We start from the raw sequence: 14,335 nt of genomic DNA, 5'->3' as shown, positions 1-14,335 counted from the left end.
CGATGCGGCGACGGACGCCTCCGGCCTCGCCGGGTGGCGTGGTGGGTCAGGGCCGTACGGCCGCGGAATCCGCCGTGCGTGCGTGCACACCCCGCAGGTAGGCGGCCTGTCCCGCGTGCTGCAGATCGTCGGCGATCACGCTGATCAGTCGGACGCCCATGGTGACCGGCGGGTTCCAGGCCTCGTCCACTATTTCGTCCAGGTCACTGTCGGTGAGGTTGCCGACGAATCGCAGAGTGTGGGCGTGGACGGTGTCGTAGTAGCCGGTGAGCAGTTCCGCCGGAGCCTGGATCCGGACGACATCGGCGGGGGTGTCGCCGTAACCGGTGGCTCCGCGGTCTATGGGGAGGTCGAAACGTTCGTACCAGCCGCGCCCGGTCCAGAACGATTCGCCGCCGGTCAGTTCCGCCAGGTGTTCGTCCTGCACCCGGGTGAGATGCCAGATCAGCCAGGAGATCGAATTGGCTCCCGGGTCGGGCCGGTAGTTCAGGGCCTCTTCGTCGAGACCGTCGACCGCCTCGTGCACGACCTCGCGGATCCGCTCGAAGGCATCGGTGAGCATATCGGCGCTGTTCATGGATTCTCCGTCGCTCGGTGCGGGAGCGGCGCTCCTGTGCGACGGGCCGCTTCCCACGGTCGGCTCTGCTTCCGTTTCCGACAGCAGTACCACCGCCCGGCGTCGGAAAACCGGGCCGCGCCGGGCGGTCAGGTCGTTTCGAGTTCGGCGAGATAGCCGCGCAGGGCGCGTTTCGTTTCGGCCACCAGCGCGGCGCGTTCCGGTCCGTTCGCGGCCACGATCGCCCCCGTCATCGCCCGCACGATCTGTACCGCGACGAGCGCGCTGCGAGAACGATCCTCGGCGGAGAGCTGCGGTGCCCGGACACCGATAACGGCATTCACCCGTCCGAGCAGCGCCTCCTGGAGCGGCCGGGTGCCCTCGGCGAGGCCGGCCGGCATATCGGTATCGGCGAACAGCGCCTTCGCTCCGGGATGGGCCACATTGAAGGCCACGAGCGGATCGATGACAGCATCGACCAGCTCGTCCAAGCCGATCTCGGCGAGGTCGCTACGGTCGAAGGCCGACGAGTGCGCGGCGCGGAAGGACTCCACCAGCCGTATCGACAGCGCCTCGGCGATCGCCTCCTTGTTCGGGAAGAACTGGTACAGCGATCCGGGGGAGATGCCCGCACGGGCCGCGATGGCGTTGGTGGATACCGCTCGATAGCCCTGTTCGCCGAACAGTTCCAGGGCGGCGTCGAGGATCTGCGCCATACGCTGCTTACCCCGTTCCTGGCGGCGAACGGATCGGGTGTCGGCCACGGCTCCTCCATCGGCTGCGAACAAGTGCACGGATGCTCAAGCATCGCGCTGCCGGGGCTCCGTTGACAAATACGAGTAGTGGCTCGTATTCTCGGATTTGCGAGCGGTCGCTCGTAAATTTCTACCAGCGGAGATCGCGGAGTTCTCATGTCCCCATTGAATTGGCTGGGCGCGCTGCTCGCCGCCCGACCGCGTCCGGTGCTCGTGGCCGGGATCCTGCTCACCGTGATCTCGGGGGTGATCGGGGCCGGTGCCATGGGGGAGATGATCCTCAGCCGCTGGGAGGCTCCGGGCACCGAATCGGTGCGCGCGCACGAAGTACTGCAGCGCGAATTCCACACCGGCAACGCGAACCTGATCCTGCTCGTCACCGCTGCCGCCGGCTCGGTCGATTCGGCCCAGGTCGCGGCCGCGGGCGCCGCGCTGACCACCGAACTCCGTGACGACCGCGCCGTTACCGACGCATGGTCGTACTGGTCGGCACACGGCGATCCCACGCTGCGCAGCGCCGACGGCCGACATGCGGTGGTACTCGCCCATGTGTCCGGTGAGGCGACGACCGCGCGAGCGGAAATCATCGATCGACTGCTGCCCGAGTTCACCCGCGCCGATGGCACGGTGCAGGTCCGGGTGGCCGGCGCGGAAGCCGTATCCGGCCAGATCAGCGCCCAGGCAACCCAGGATTTCCTACGCGCCGAACTGATCATCGTCCCGCTGATGCTGCTGTTGCTGCTCCTGCTGTACCGGCGGCTGCGGTTGGCGCTGTACACGCTGGCGATCGGACTGTTCGCGGTTTTCGCGACGCTGGCCGCTCTGCGGATGGTCACCTCGTTCACCGAGGTATCGACATTCGCCGCCAACATCACCCTGGTGATGGGGATCGGGCTGGGTGTCGACTACAGCCTCTTCGTCATCTCCCGCTTCCAGGAGGAACTGCGGGCCGGAGCGGCAGTACCGGTCGCGGTACGTACCGCTGTGGTAACCGCGGGCCGGACGGTGATCTTCAGCGGACTCACCGTGGCCGCGGCGCTGTCGGTGCTGCTCGTCTTCCCGTATTCCTTCCTGCGATCGTTCGCCTACGCCGGCGTGCTCGTCGTGGTGATGGCGGTGGCCGGGTCGCTGGTGCTGCTGCCCGCCGCCCTGGCTCTCACCGGCCACGGGGCGCTGCCCCGCCGTGCCCGCGCAAATACCTCTCCCGAGCAGGGTTTCTGGTACCGGTTCGGTGATGTGGTGATGCGGAACCCGGTGCGTTCCGCGACCGCCGCGATCCTGCTGCTCGTCGTGCTCGCCGCGCCTGCCGCCGGATTGCGGATCGGCCTGCCCGACGACCGGGTGCTGCCGCCGAGCGCCTCCACCCGTCAGGCCTACGACGAACTGCGGGCCGCCTTCGATGTCGAGGCCAACGACGCCGTGCATTTCTTGGCGCCCGGGGGCCGGGCGGTACCGCCCGAGGACATCGGCCGGTATGCGGCAGCGCTGTCGCGGGTCGACGGGGTGGCGCGGGTGAATTCGACCGCAGGTGTGTTCGTCGGTGGTGTGCTCGCCGGACCGGCCCCGAATCCCGGCCGGCTCGTGAGCGATACCGGAACCCGCTTGGAGGCGATCCCGACCCGGCAGATGCTGGCGAGTACCGAGGTTCCCGCCTTCGTCGGCGAACTGCGTGCGGTACCCAGGCCCTTCGACGAGGTGCTGGTGGGCGGCTATCCGGCCGAACTCACCGATTTCCGGGCGGTGCTCACCGAGCGGATTCCGGTGGTCGCCGTGCTGATCGCGCTGGTGACTTTCGCGGTGTTGCTGGCGATGTCGGGCAGTATCGTGCTCGCCGCCAAGGCGATCGTGCTGAATCTGCTCAGCCTGGCGGTGATGTTCGGCGTCCTCGTCTTCGTCTTCCAGAACGGTGCCTTTGCCGAGGTGCTCGGGTTCACGCCGATCGGCACGCTCGACCCCGCCTTCCCGATCCTGCTCTTCTGTGTCGCCTACGGGTTGTCCATGGATTACGAGGTGTTCCTGCTGTCGCGGATCACCGAGCGGTATCGGATCACCGGCGACAATCGCCGGGCGGTGCTCGAGGGGTTGCAGCGTGGGGCTCCGCTCGTCACATCGGCCGCGTTGGTGCTCGCCGTGTCCTTCTCGCTGTACGCCACCGGCCGGGTCATGTACCTGCAGATGCTCGGAGTGGGGATCGCGGTCGCGATCGTGGTGGACGCGACCGTGATCCGGGCGGTGCTGGTCCCCGCGTTCATGCGGCTGGCCGGATCGGCGAACTGGTGGGCTCCGCCCGGACTGCGCCGATGGGCGGTCCGGCCGGACGTGCGGGATACCGCGGCAGAGGCCGCGAAACCCGCCGAGGGTCTCCGGTCGGTGGCGGGGTGATGCGATTCCGCTCCGGGCACACGGTCAGGAGCCGTGTGCCCGGGCGTGCCGCTGGTGGACCTGCTCGCCACGAGCGCGGCGGGAAAGTGGAACGTGTTCTTGTCGTGGGTGGCGGTTCGTGTCAAGGTGACCTCATGGATCTGCAGGCGCTCGAACAACTCCGCACCCTCAAGTATCGGTACTTCCGGACCCTGGACCTGAAACAGTGGGACGATTTCGCCGCCACCCTGGACCCGGAGATCGAGGCCCGCTACGGCACACATGTGATGGGCCGGGAACTCGTCCTCGACGGTCGCGCGGCGGTGGTCGATTTCATGCGCGACAACATGGGCCCCGGCATCGTGACCACCCATGTCGCCAACCACCCGGAGATCCTTGTCGACGGCGATACCGCGACCGGGAGCTGGTTGTTCGAGGACACTGTCCTGGCCACCGAGTTCGGGGCCCTGATCCGGGGGTCCGGCTACTACACCGACCGCTATCGCAAGGGTGCGGACGGTATCTGGCGGATCGCCGCCACGTCCTATGTCCGGATCTACGAATCCTCGCAGTCGCTGACCGATACTCCGAGTCACACCCTGATCAGCAATATGTGGGCGCCGGCCGGCGAGAAGTAGCGCCTACGGCACCAGGACCGCGCGTCCGCGGATGCGGCCCTGTTCCAGCAGCTCGTAGGCGTAGGCGCCGTCCTCCAAAGGGAATTGTTGCGTGCGGACCTCGATACTGCCTGCCCCCGCCAGTGCGATGCTGTCGATGAGATCGCGTTTGGTACCGCCGTAGGACTTGCGGACAGTCGCTCCCCACGGCAGTCCGGGCCCACCCGCGGGGCCGGCGGTGATCCCGGGATCGCCGTCGCCCAGGCCGATCATCCGGTATGCCCCGTTGGGGCCGACACTGCGCACCGAGAGCTGGGCGGTGGCGTCCACCCCGACGAAATCGAATACTGCCTCGGCCCCGCGGCCGGCGGTCATCTCCAGGATCCGGCCGGCGGTGTCCTCGCCTGCCGGTAGCGCCTCGTGTGCCCCGCATTCGACGGCCAGATCCAGTTTGTCGGGGTCGGTGTCCACCGCGACGACCCGGGTTGCGGTGAGGGCGCGCAGGATCTGGATTCCCACATGGCCCAGGCCGCCCGCGCCGATCACCACCGCGGTCGACCCGGGGTACAGCTGTTCCCGGGCGCCACGGATGGCGTGATAGCTGGTGAGTGCGGCATCGGCCAGTGGCGCCGCGGCGACGAAATCCATATCGCCGATGGGCACGAACGAACCGGCCGGGACGGCAACATATTCGGCCATTCCGCCGTCGGGGCCGAGGCCGGGGCACGGCGGCATCGCGACCCGGCCCGCCGCGCGGCACACATTCTCGTTCCCGCTCGCGCATTCCGGACAGTTCCCGCACGACCAGCACAGATACACAATTCCGCGGTCTCCGGGCGTATGGCCCTCGACCCGGTCGCCCACCGAGGCGATCGTGCCCGCGATCTCGTGGCCGAGGGTCAGGGGTTCGTCGCGGACCTTGAACGGCAAGTGCAGGACGTGCAAGTCGGAATGGCAGATTCCCGAGGCGCCGACCCGGATCAGCAGTTCGCCCGGGCCGGGCTCGGGTGTCGGCACCTCCCGTATCTCGAGGCGGCCGGGTTCGGTGAGTTGCAGTGCGCGCATGGGATTTCCTCCGGGGACCGGCCGTTATGACGTGCCTCACAAAGTAGGCCGGGAGCCGGATACTGACAAGGGTCGATTTTTCTTGACACACGTCAAACGGGATCCTATTGTGCGTGTGACCGGTGTCACTGCCGGTTGGTCTCCGCCCCACGGCGGAACACGCAGGAGGTCGTATGCCGAAACCCACCGTCGCGGTCATCGGGGCCGGAATCAGCGGTTTGACCACCGGAAAAATGCTCGGCGACTACGGGATCCCCTACACCTGCTTCGAGTCCTCGGACCGGATCGGCGGTAACTGGGCCTTCGGTAATCCGAACGGGCATTCCAGCGCGTACCGATCACTGCATATCGATACCTCGAAGTACCAGCTGTCGTTCCGGGACTATCCGATGCCGGATTCCTATCCCGATTTCCCGCACCACAGCCTGATCAAGGAATACCTGGACGGCTATGCCGCGGCGTTCGATCTCGAACGGTCCATCGAATTCGGCAACGGCGTCCGGCACGCCCGCCCGGTCGCCGACGGCTGGGAAATCGGGACCGAGAGCGGCGAGATCCGGAAGTTCGACCTATTGGTCGTCGCCAACGGCCACCATTGGGATCCCCGGTTCCCGGATTTCCCGGGCGAATTCACCGGCCAGGCCATCCACTCCCACGCCTATATCGATCCGCGGACCCCGCTGAACCTCTACGGTAAGCGCATCCTGATCGTGGGCATCGGCAACAGCGCCGCCGATATCGCCGTCGAACTGTCCTCGCGGGCAATGGACAACGACGTCTGGCTTTCCACCCGGTCCAGCGCGTGGGTGGTGCCGAAGTATTTCGCGGGCACCCCGGCGGACCGTTATTTCCGCACGGTGCCCTACGTTCCGCTGTCCTGGCAGCGCAAACTCGTCCAAACCTTCACCCCCTATATCTCGGGTGACCCGGTGAAATACGGGCTGCCCGCACCGAACCACAAGTTCTTCGAGGCGCACCCCACCCAATCCGTGGAACTGCCGCTGCGGCTGGGCTCGGGGGATGTGGTGGCCAAACCCGATGTGAGCCGGCTCGACGGCGCCACCGTGCATTTCACCGACGGGACGCACAAAGATTTCGACGTCATCATCTACTGCACCGGCTACAACATCACCTTCCCGTTCTTCGACCCCGAATTCATCAGCGCACCGGACAACCGGATCGCCCTGTACAAACGCATCTTCAAACCCGGCGTGGACAATCTCGCGTTCGTCGGTTTCGCACAGCCGTTCCCCACCCTGTTCCCGTTCGTGGAATGCCAGGCCCGGCTGGTCGCCGCCTACGCGGCCGGGTACTACCGGCCGCCGTCGGCGGAAACGATGCTGCGGGTCATCGAGGAGGACCGTCGTCGCTTCACCGGTCACGTCGTGGACCGCCCCCGGCATACGCAGCAACTGGACTACTTCGTCTACGAACGCGATCTGCGGCGCACCGAACTGCCGGCCGGCCTGCGCCGGGCCCGCGAACACGGTCGGCAGCCGGCCGGGCAGGCCCGCTGATGGTCCGCTCGCGTACCGACCGGCGCGGACCTCCGCGCGGCGAACAGCGCCGGGAGGCTCTGCTGGTGGCGCTGGACGAACTGCTGCGCGATAACGGGGGCCGGCTCGAGGCCGTCGATATCGCCGAGATCTCCCGGCGGGCCGGGCTGACCCGCTCGGCCTTCTATTTCTATTTCGAGAACAAGGCAGCCGCCGTCGGAGCCGCCCTGGAGGACATCTACCAGGAAGTGTTCGCGGTCAACGATATTCTCGTCGGCCCCGGGGAACCGGCCGACCGCATCGAACGCACGATCCGCGGGCTGGTCGATTTCTGGGACCGGCACCGGCACCTCTACAGCGCCGTCCTGGACGCGCGCAGCGCCTCGCCGGCGGTACGCGAGATCTGGGAAGCCGAGCGCCAAGCCTTCATCCCTTCGATAGCGGCCATGATCGAGGACGAACGCCGGGCGGGCCGCGCCCCCACCGGCGGTGACGCGGCCACCCTCGCCGATGTCCTGCTCCTGCTCAACGAACGACTGCTCGAGCGCCTGACCTCGGGGACGGAGCTCGACCGGGAACGCTATATCGAATCGGTGGTCACGGTCTGGCTGCGCTCGATCTACGCACCCGCCGAACCCGCCACCGCGAGGAACCGTCATGACGCTGCATCACACCCCTGAATCGGCCGCTGCGGCCGGACCCGCCGAACTGACCTTCGTTTCCGGCGGCGTCCGGTGCCGCGCCTGGTATTTCGCGGCCGGTTCGGCCGAGCTGGAAGGCCCGGCCGGCCGGCCGGTCGCGGTGATGGCGCACGGTTTCGGCGGAACCAAGGATTCCGGTCTCGAACCGTTCGCCCGTGCCTACGCCGCCGCGGGAATCGACGTACTCGCCTTCGATTTCCGGTACTTCGGTGCCAGCGGCGGCCACCCCCGGCAGCGGGTCCGGATGGCCGATCAGCTCGCCGACTACCGGGCGGCGGTAGCCGCGGCCGCCGAACTACCGGGGGTCGACTCGCGCCGCATCGTGCTGTGGGGTGTCTCGTTGTCCGGTGGCCATGTCTTCGCGGCGGCCGCGGCTGCCCGGCACGCCCCGGAGAAAACGTCCACCGCGCGGGCCGCGCTCGCCGCGGTCGTCTCGCTGACACCGCTGGTGGACGGCCGCGCCGCGGCCGCGCTGGCCATCCGATCCGGCGGGGTCGCGGCCACACTGCGGGGTGCCCGCACCGCGGTGCGACGGCAGCTGGACGCGGTGACCGGCGGGCCGGGCCTCATCCCGCTGGTCGGCCGGCCCGGAGAAGCGGCGGCGCTGGCGCTGGAAGGCTGGTACGAGTCGTACCGCGCCCTGGCCGGACCCACCTGGCGGAACGAAATCGACGCGAATGTGCTGGTACAGCTGGCCGGCTACCGCCCGGCCCGGGCGGCCGCCGGGCTGCAACTGCCGATTCTGGTGCAGATCGCCGATTTCGACCGCGGTGCGCCCCCGGAGGCCGCGGCGAAGGCCGCCTTCGCTGCGCGGGCCGAGGTCCGGCACTACCCCTGCGACCATTTCGGGGTCTGGCCGGGCAATACGTTCTTCGAACCGGCAGTCCGCCATCAGCTGATGTTCCTGCGCCGGCATCTCGCGGCCGACCGGCCGGACCGGGCTTCGGTATAGGGGAGCGCGATCGTCCGTCCGGCGGGTCCGGACCGTTGTTGTCCGGGCAGATCGGCGGCCGTCCGTCGGCAGATATCTACGCGGCCACCGGTTGGACACCGCATCCCGGGAGCCCGCGCTCGGGATGCACCGCCGACACCAGTGGATTCTCCCGGGCCGGCCGCGCTGTGCGGGGCCGCGCGGCCGCTGCCACCACGCGGACGTCGCGCATGCCTGCTACCGGGAACCGTGTCCGGCACGGGCGCGGGCCGGCGCCCCGGGAGGCAGTAATGGAATCCTCCGGTAGCGTCACACATACCCCCGCATGATGTGAGGCACGACAAATTGCAGGCAGGTAACACCAGATGTGAATGCCCTTACGGTCATGAGGATTCGGCATATCGTCGTGCGGGTAATACACGGGATCGGCGGTGGTTTCGCGGCTGCCGGCCCGCGAGTGAGACACAGGAGCAGAATGAGTGCCAAGACCGAACTCGTCCGCGAACTGAACGGACCCACCGCAGCCTCGGAGATGCTCTCCGATCAGGAGATCGAGGATCTGCTCGGACTGTTCCGGAATACCCAGAAAATGGAGAAGGAACTACTCATCGAAGCTGTCAACGGGATGATCCGGTTCTTCCCGCCGCCGTTCAAGGCGATCACCCGCCGGATCATGTTCGGGGATCTACTCGAAGGATGAGCGACCTGGTAACCCGCGCGCAGATGATTCTGCTGGCGCGTACGCTGCATGTTCCGGTCGAACGGATCGCTTATCTCGAACGGCTCGGTCCTCAGCATCTGCACGAGCTGGAGAAACGGATCTCGGGCCGGATCTACGAGTACCACGGTGAGATGTTCAAGCGGATCGGGCGACTGATTCCGATCATTCCGCTCACCATCTCGATACCTCTGGTGCAACGGGTGGTGCCGCCCATGATGACCGGCCGCGCGGCCGGCGCGGTCGGCGTCGACTATCCGGACGCGGCGGCCGAAACGCTCACCATGCTCAAGACCGAGTACGCCGCGTCCTGCACGCCGTACGTCGACCCCAAAGCCCTGGGCGAGCTGGGCGACATCATGGCGTCCGAACCGCTGGTGGAGATTCTGAACGAGGTACTGCGCCGCCGTGACCACATCACGGCCGGGCCTTTCCTCGAATACGCCTCGCCGCGGCTGATCGAGGCATTCGAGTTCGGGACCATGGATGACGAAGGCGTGCTCTTTTCCGCCGCCTACGCCTATTCCTCGCCCGCGATCAGCCGAATTCTGCGGCAATTGCTGCACGGGACCTCGCAACGGATTCCGCGCATGATGGATACGGTGGTGAACGGTTCGCCCGAGTTGCAGGAGGCCGCGATCTCGCTGCTCTCGCGCGCCGAGGACGATGTGGTCGGCGAGGTCGGTGATGTGCTGCTCGCCCGAACCTCTCCGGAATCGCTCGGAAAACTGGCGGCGCACGTCATCCAGAAGGGTGCGGCGCCGGAGTTGATGACCTTCGTATCGAAACTCCACGGCCCGGCCCTGCGGCAGCTGTCGATGAACCCGATCTTCGCCAATACGGCCGCGCTGACGGCGATCGTCGAATCCCTGGTCGTGGCATTCGACACCGGTCCGTGGAAGGGACTGCTGGTCCTGGCCGGCAATACGCATCACGAGGTTCAGCGTTTCGTCGTGGGACTGGTGGCGCGGATGCCTGTCGAACGGATTGCCGAGCTGCCGTCGGTGGCCAACGCGGACGATCTCTGGCCGCCGCTGCTGCGTTTGCTCGCGGTGGCCGATATCGCTGCCCAGCGACGGATCGGCGTGGTGTGGGCGCAGCTCCCAGCGGAGCGGCGCGCCGGATTGCATCGGCGGATCGCGGAACTCGAGCTCGGCGACCGGCTCACCGGGATCGTCGAAGAGGTGCCCAATGTCTCGGTGGAGGAGGTGTTCTACCAGCGCCGACGGCGTATCCGGCGACGTGGCGCAGCCTCCGACAGCTGGAGCGTGGCCTGATCGGTGGGCCGTATCCGCCGCGGATTTCCTGCCGGAATCGGCGAGTCTACGGCGAATGCGGCCCATGAGTCATCGAACTTCAGTACCGTCGAATAGTTCTCTTGATCTTCGCTCTGGATTTGCTGGCCCCGCCGGATCGGCGGCGGATCGAGAAAAGAGGTCGGTACGAGATGAGCAACGGACATTTTCGCCACCGGTTACATCGGATGGCTGCGTTCACCGGGGTCGCGGCGGCGATCCTGGCGCCGGCGGCACCCGCTTTCGCCGAGCCGCTGTGGCCCAACGGGCCCAATGTTCCCGGTGTGCCGGCGATCATCCCGGCTCAGGCCCCGTGCTCACCGGCGGCGCGGGCCTGCCTGCGGCTGTCCACGAACGAGGTTTGGTTGATGGACAACGGCAAGGTCGTCTACGGGCCGACGCCGATGTCGCACGGGATGGACGGCTTCGAGACCCCGCCCGGGGTATTCGACGTGGACTTCAAGCGCCCGTACCACTGGAGCACCATGCATCACGCCCCGATGCACTACGCGGTGTTCTTCAACGGCGATATCGCCTTCCACATCGGCCCGGTGGAGCATGAATCGCACGGCTGCATCCGGTTGACCGAACCGGGTGCGGTCGCGGTATACCACTATCTGAACCCCGGCGATGTGGTCGAGGTGGTGCCCTGACCGGAGCGCGGATGCAGGCCAGGTCCGGAGTATCCGACCCGGTCATCGATGTGCTCGCGCGATTTCGTACGCTTGGCTGATGTGGATCATCGTGGCTGTATCAGTCGTCAGTTGCCTGCTCATCGCCGTCGGCTTCGCGCTCGGCCTGCCGGACTGACACCGATTCGGCCGGTCCGAAACGCTACCGGTCCGCTGCGGGCGGACCGGTAGCTGCTGTTCCGGCGTCGAATATCGTGATCAGTCCCGGCCGGGCGCCGATTCGCTCTCGGTCTCGGGGGCGGGCTGGTCGACAGCCACCGGACGTAGCCGGGCCCATGTCAGGAAGGCGACGGCCACGACGAGCATGCCCAGACCCGCCCACAGGTTCACATTGATGCCGCCGGTCTTGGCTTCTTCGGCGGCGGTGTCGTGGACCAGTCCGGTGATCACCAGGACGATGCCGTAGAGGCCGAGCAGGCCTCCGACGATGGTGCGGATATCGAAGAGCACGGGCGTTGTCCTATCCGGTCGCGATATTGAGGATGATCACGAGCACCAGCGCGATACCCGCCAGCAGCACCGGCCGCTGATACCAGGGCAGGGTGGCGGCTTCCGGGTCGGTGCGCAGTTCGCGCGGTGTCTCCGAATAGACCAGCCCCACGAGTTCGGCCGCGGGTTTCGGCGCGGTCACCATGGTGACCGCCACGCTGACCAGGATATCCACCACGAAGGCGGCGCCGGCCGCGACGAAGCTGACGCCCTGCCCCGACAACGAGAACACGCCCGTCTCGTTCAGCACGAAAATGGTGACCGCGATCGCGGTACCGGCCACCAGACCCGTCCAACCGGCGGTCGGTGTCATCCGTTTCCAGAACATGCCGAGGATGAATGTCGCGAACAAGGGTGCGTTGAAGAAGCTGAACAGAGTCTGCAGGTAGTCCATGATGTTGCTGAACCCGCCCGCGATGAACGCGGTGAAGATCGCCGCGACGGTGGCGCCCACGGTCGCCAGCCGGCCGACCGTCAGGTAGTAGGTATCCGGCCGGTCCTTGACCACGTACTGCTGCCACAGGTCGATACTGAACACCGTGTTGAAGGCCGAGACATTGGCCGCCATCCCGGCCATGAAGGCCGCCAGCAGACCCGCCAGCCCCACACCCAGCAGGCCATTGGGCAGTACTTCCTTCATCAGGTACAGCAGCGCCTGGTTGTAGGTGACATCGCTGTCCACGTCCGGGTTCGCGGTGACGGCCTGTTTGTATTCGGCCATCTGCGGTACCAGCACGGCGCTGATCATGCCGGGGATGATCACGATCAGCGGGATCAGGATCTTCGGGTAGGCGCCGATGATCGGGGTGCGCCGGGCGGCGGCGATGGAATGTGTTGCCAGGGCCCGCTGCACCTCGACGAAGTTGGTGGTCCAATAGCCGAAGGAGAGCACGAAACCCAGGCCGAAGACGATGCCGAGGATGGACAGGAAATCGTTGGCGAATCCGGACAGGGCGTTACCGGGCCAGGAATCCAGCTGTTCGGGGCCGCCGGGGGAGGCCGCCACCTTGTCCTGCAACCCGGACCAGCCGCCCACTCGGTGCAGGCCGATCAGGGTGAGCGGCAGCAGGGCGGCCACGATGACGAAGAATTGCAGCACCTCGTTGTAGATCGCCGCCGACAGGCCACCGAGGGTGATGTAGGAGAGCACGATCACTGCCGCCGCGATCACCGCGACCCACAGCGGCCAGCCCAGCAGCACATTCAGGATGGTGCCGAGCAGGTACAGGTTGACACCGGCGATGAGTACCTGGGCGACCGCGAAACTGAGCGCGTTCACCAGATGCGCACCGGTACCGAAGCGGCGCCGCATGAACTCCGGCACGCTGCGCACCTTCGAGCCGTAGTAGAACGGCATCATCACCACGCCCAGGAAGAGCATGGCCGGCACCGCGCCGATCCAGAAGTAGTGGAAGGCGGGGAATCCGTATTCTGCGCCGTTGGCCGACATACCCATGATCTCGACCGCACCCAGATTGGCCGAGATGAACGCCAGACCCGTCACCCAGGCGGGCAGTGAACGCCCGGACAGGAAGAAGTCCATACTCGACGAGATGCGTTGGCGGGCCAGCAGGCCGATACCGAGGACGAACACGAAATAGAGCGCGACGATCGCGTAGTCGACGGCTTGGGCGTCGAGTCGCAGCACCTCACCTTCCGCGAGCGTGGAGACGATTTGCTGGGAATCTTCGAACTGCGGCATACGACGTTCTCCTCGAAGCGGCCACGGACAACCGCGTGCGGTTCACCGCATCGGCACCACCGATGGCCGGCCGCACTACCAGATCGGCTCTGGTGCATAAAACGTACCGCGCGCGGTGGCGGCTCGGGCCGTGTTGATCAAAGCCGGGCGTGTCCGTCGGGCACCGGACGCACTATCCGGAAAAGGGCCGAAATCGGCTCTCATGGCGGCCGATTAGGACGGAAACTGGCCGGATCCCGCGACATACTCTGATCATGAGCGAAACCGAAGCGATTGCGGGACAGCCGGAACAGACCGAGATCACCGACTACAACGATCCGAACGCGCCGTGGAACCAGGCCTGGGATGAGCAGGACGGCATCGCAAATTGGAACGATGATGTGATCAAGGAGTTCCGGGAGAACTCGGGCAAGGTGGGCGGTGCCTACGCGGGCGGGGACCTCATCCTGCTCACCACCACGGGAGCCAAGAGCGGCAAGCGGCACACGACTCCCCTCGGGCCCCTGTACCGGGACGACATCATGTTCGTGAGCTCGTTCATCGAAGACAAGTACCCGGCCTGGTGGTACAACATCAAGGCGAATCCGCAGGTCACGATCGAGCTCCGGGACAAGACCTACCAGGCGACCGGTAAGGTGCTCGAAGGGGCGGAATACGAGGAGTTCGCGGCCTGGGTACTGGCCGACAACCCCCTGCTGGCGGATTTCCAGTCCAAGATCGACCGGCCGATGCCGCTGGTCGTGCTGACCCTCGACGGCGAGAGCTGAGCGTCAGGGTCCTCCCGGCGACGGTGCGTCGTCTGCTGCGCACCGGGCTGCGCAGCAGAACCGGGACGCCGGGGTGTGGTTTTCCGGTGCTTCGGATCTACCTCGGCTGATATGCACAAATGCGTACGCATGCGTGCGGGTGCAGGCTCTCGTGCGCTGTGCCGTGGATTGCTACCATGGACGACGGCGC

General features: G+C 66.7%; 14 protein-coding genes. 9 read left to right on the top strand and 5 right to left on the bottom strand.

The genetic code is table 11. The annotated features are described in order from the left end of the window. Positions 1-46: 46 nt before the first annotated feature. Together QH195_RS08380 and QH195_RS08375 are read right to left on the bottom strand one after the other, a co-directional pair. Complete coding sequence (locus tag QH195_RS08380) at positions 47-577, bottom strand: mycothiol transferase (protein ID WP_280434957.1); 531 nt, start codon at positions 575-577, stop codon at positions 47-49. 128 nt (positions 578-705) lie between these two features. Further along, positions 706-1,320 (bottom strand): TetR/AcrR family transcriptional regulator, encoded by a 615-nt coding sequence (locus QH195_RS08375; RefSeq protein WP_280434956.1) that lies wholly within the window; start codon positions 1,318-1,320, stop codon positions 706-708. 147 nt (positions 1,321-1,467) lie between these two features. Between QH195_RS08375 and QH195_RS08370 the strand changes: the two genes are divergently transcribed. Together QH195_RS08370 and QH195_RS08365 are read left to right on the top strand one after the other, a co-directional pair. Further along, a complete protein-coding gene (locus QH195_RS08370) occupies positions 1,468-3,693 on the top strand; it encodes an MMPL family transporter (RefSeq protein ID WP_280434955.1) in 2,226 nt (741 codons plus the stop codon). Positions 3,694-3,827: 134 nt separating this feature from the next. Next, the gene (locus QH195_RS08365) at positions 3,828-4,310 is read left to right on the top strand and encodes a nuclear transport factor 2 family protein (RefSeq protein ID WP_280434954.1); all 483 of its coding nucleotides are present in this window, start codon (positions 3,828-3,830) and stop codon (positions 4,308-4,310) included. A 3-nt stretch (positions 4,311-4,313) separates the two neighbouring features. Here the strand turns inward: QH195_RS08365 and QH195_RS08360 are convergent, their stop codons facing one another. After that, positions 4,314-5,354: an NAD(P)-dependent alcohol dehydrogenase gene (locus tag QH195_RS08360; protein ID WP_280434953.1), complete on the bottom strand. Its 1,041-nt coding sequence runs from the start codon at positions 5,352-5,354 to the stop codon at positions 4,314-4,316. 173 nt (positions 5,355-5,527) lie between these two features. On the opposite strand from QH195_RS08360, the gene QH195_RS08355 reads away from it, so the two are divergent. The 6 genes from QH195_RS08355 (at position 5,528) to QH195_RS08330 (ending at position 11,148) form a co-directional block, all read left to right on the top strand. Next, the gene (locus tag QH195_RS08355; protein ID WP_280434952.1) at positions 5,528-6,871 is read left to right on the top strand and encodes a flavin-containing monooxygenase; all 1,344 of its coding nucleotides are present in this window, start codon (positions 5,528-5,530) and stop codon (positions 6,869-6,871) included. After that, a complete protein-coding gene (locus tag QH195_RS08350; protein ID WP_280434951.1) occupies positions 6,871-7,530 on the top strand; it encodes a TetR/AcrR family transcriptional regulator in 660 nt (219 codons plus the stop codon). The genes QH195_RS08355 and QH195_RS08350 overlap by 1 nt, the downstream gene beginning before the upstream one ends. Beyond that, the gene (locus QH195_RS08345) at positions 7,508-8,503 is read left to right on the top strand and encodes an alpha/beta hydrolase (protein WP_280434950.1); all 996 of its coding nucleotides are present in this window, start codon (positions 7,508-7,510) and stop codon (positions 8,501-8,503) included. The genes QH195_RS08350 and QH195_RS08345 overlap by 23 nt, the downstream gene beginning before the upstream one ends. Before the next feature lie 454 nt (positions 8,504-8,957). Beyond that, positions 8,958-9,182 (top strand): hypothetical protein, encoded by a 225-nt coding sequence (locus tag QH195_RS08340; RefSeq protein WP_280399349.1) that lies wholly within the window; start codon positions 8,958-8,960, stop codon positions 9,180-9,182. Beyond that, positions 9,179-10,477, top strand: a complete 1,299-nt coding sequence (locus QH195_RS08335) for a hypothetical protein (protein ID WP_280434949.1) — start codon at positions 9,179-9,181, stop codon at positions 10,475-10,477. Before QH195_RS08340 ends, QH195_RS08335 begins: the two co-directional genes overlap by 4 nt. A 206-nt stretch (positions 10,478-10,683) precedes the next feature. Next, positions 10,684-11,148 (top strand): L,D-transpeptidase, encoded by a 465-nt coding sequence (locus QH195_RS08330; RefSeq protein WP_280434948.1) that lies wholly within the window; start codon positions 10,684-10,686, stop codon positions 11,146-11,148. A 237-nt stretch (positions 11,149-11,385) separates the two neighbouring features. Here the strand turns inward: QH195_RS08330 and QH195_RS08325 are convergent, their stop codons facing one another. After that, a complete protein-coding gene (locus QH195_RS08325) occupies positions 11,386-11,637 on the bottom strand; it encodes a hypothetical protein (protein WP_280434947.1) in 252 nt (83 codons plus the stop codon). Between the two features lie 10 nt (positions 11,638-11,647). Beyond that, on the bottom strand, positions 11,648-13,378 hold the full coding sequence (locus QH195_RS08320; protein ID WP_280424947.1) for a sodium:solute symporter family protein: 1,731 nt from the start codon (positions 13,376-13,378) through the stop codon (positions 11,648-11,650). 254 nt (positions 13,379-13,632) lie between these two features. On the opposite strand from QH195_RS08320, the gene QH195_RS08315 reads away from it, so the two are divergent. After that, on the top strand, positions 13,633-14,145 hold the full coding sequence (locus QH195_RS08315; RefSeq protein WP_280424946.1) for a nitroreductase/quinone reductase family protein: 513 nt from the start codon (positions 13,633-13,635) through the stop codon (positions 14,143-14,145). The last annotated feature ends 190 nt before the right edge of the window (positions 14,146-14,335 follow it).

The organism is Nocardia carnea, assembly GCF_029868855.1.
Lineage (GTDB): Bacteria > Actinomycetota > Actinomycetes > Mycobacteriales > Mycobacteriaceae > Nocardia > Nocardia carnea_A.
The sequence above is the reverse complement of the archived record's forward strand: the minus strand, read 5'-3'. Positions and strand labels throughout refer to the sequence as shown.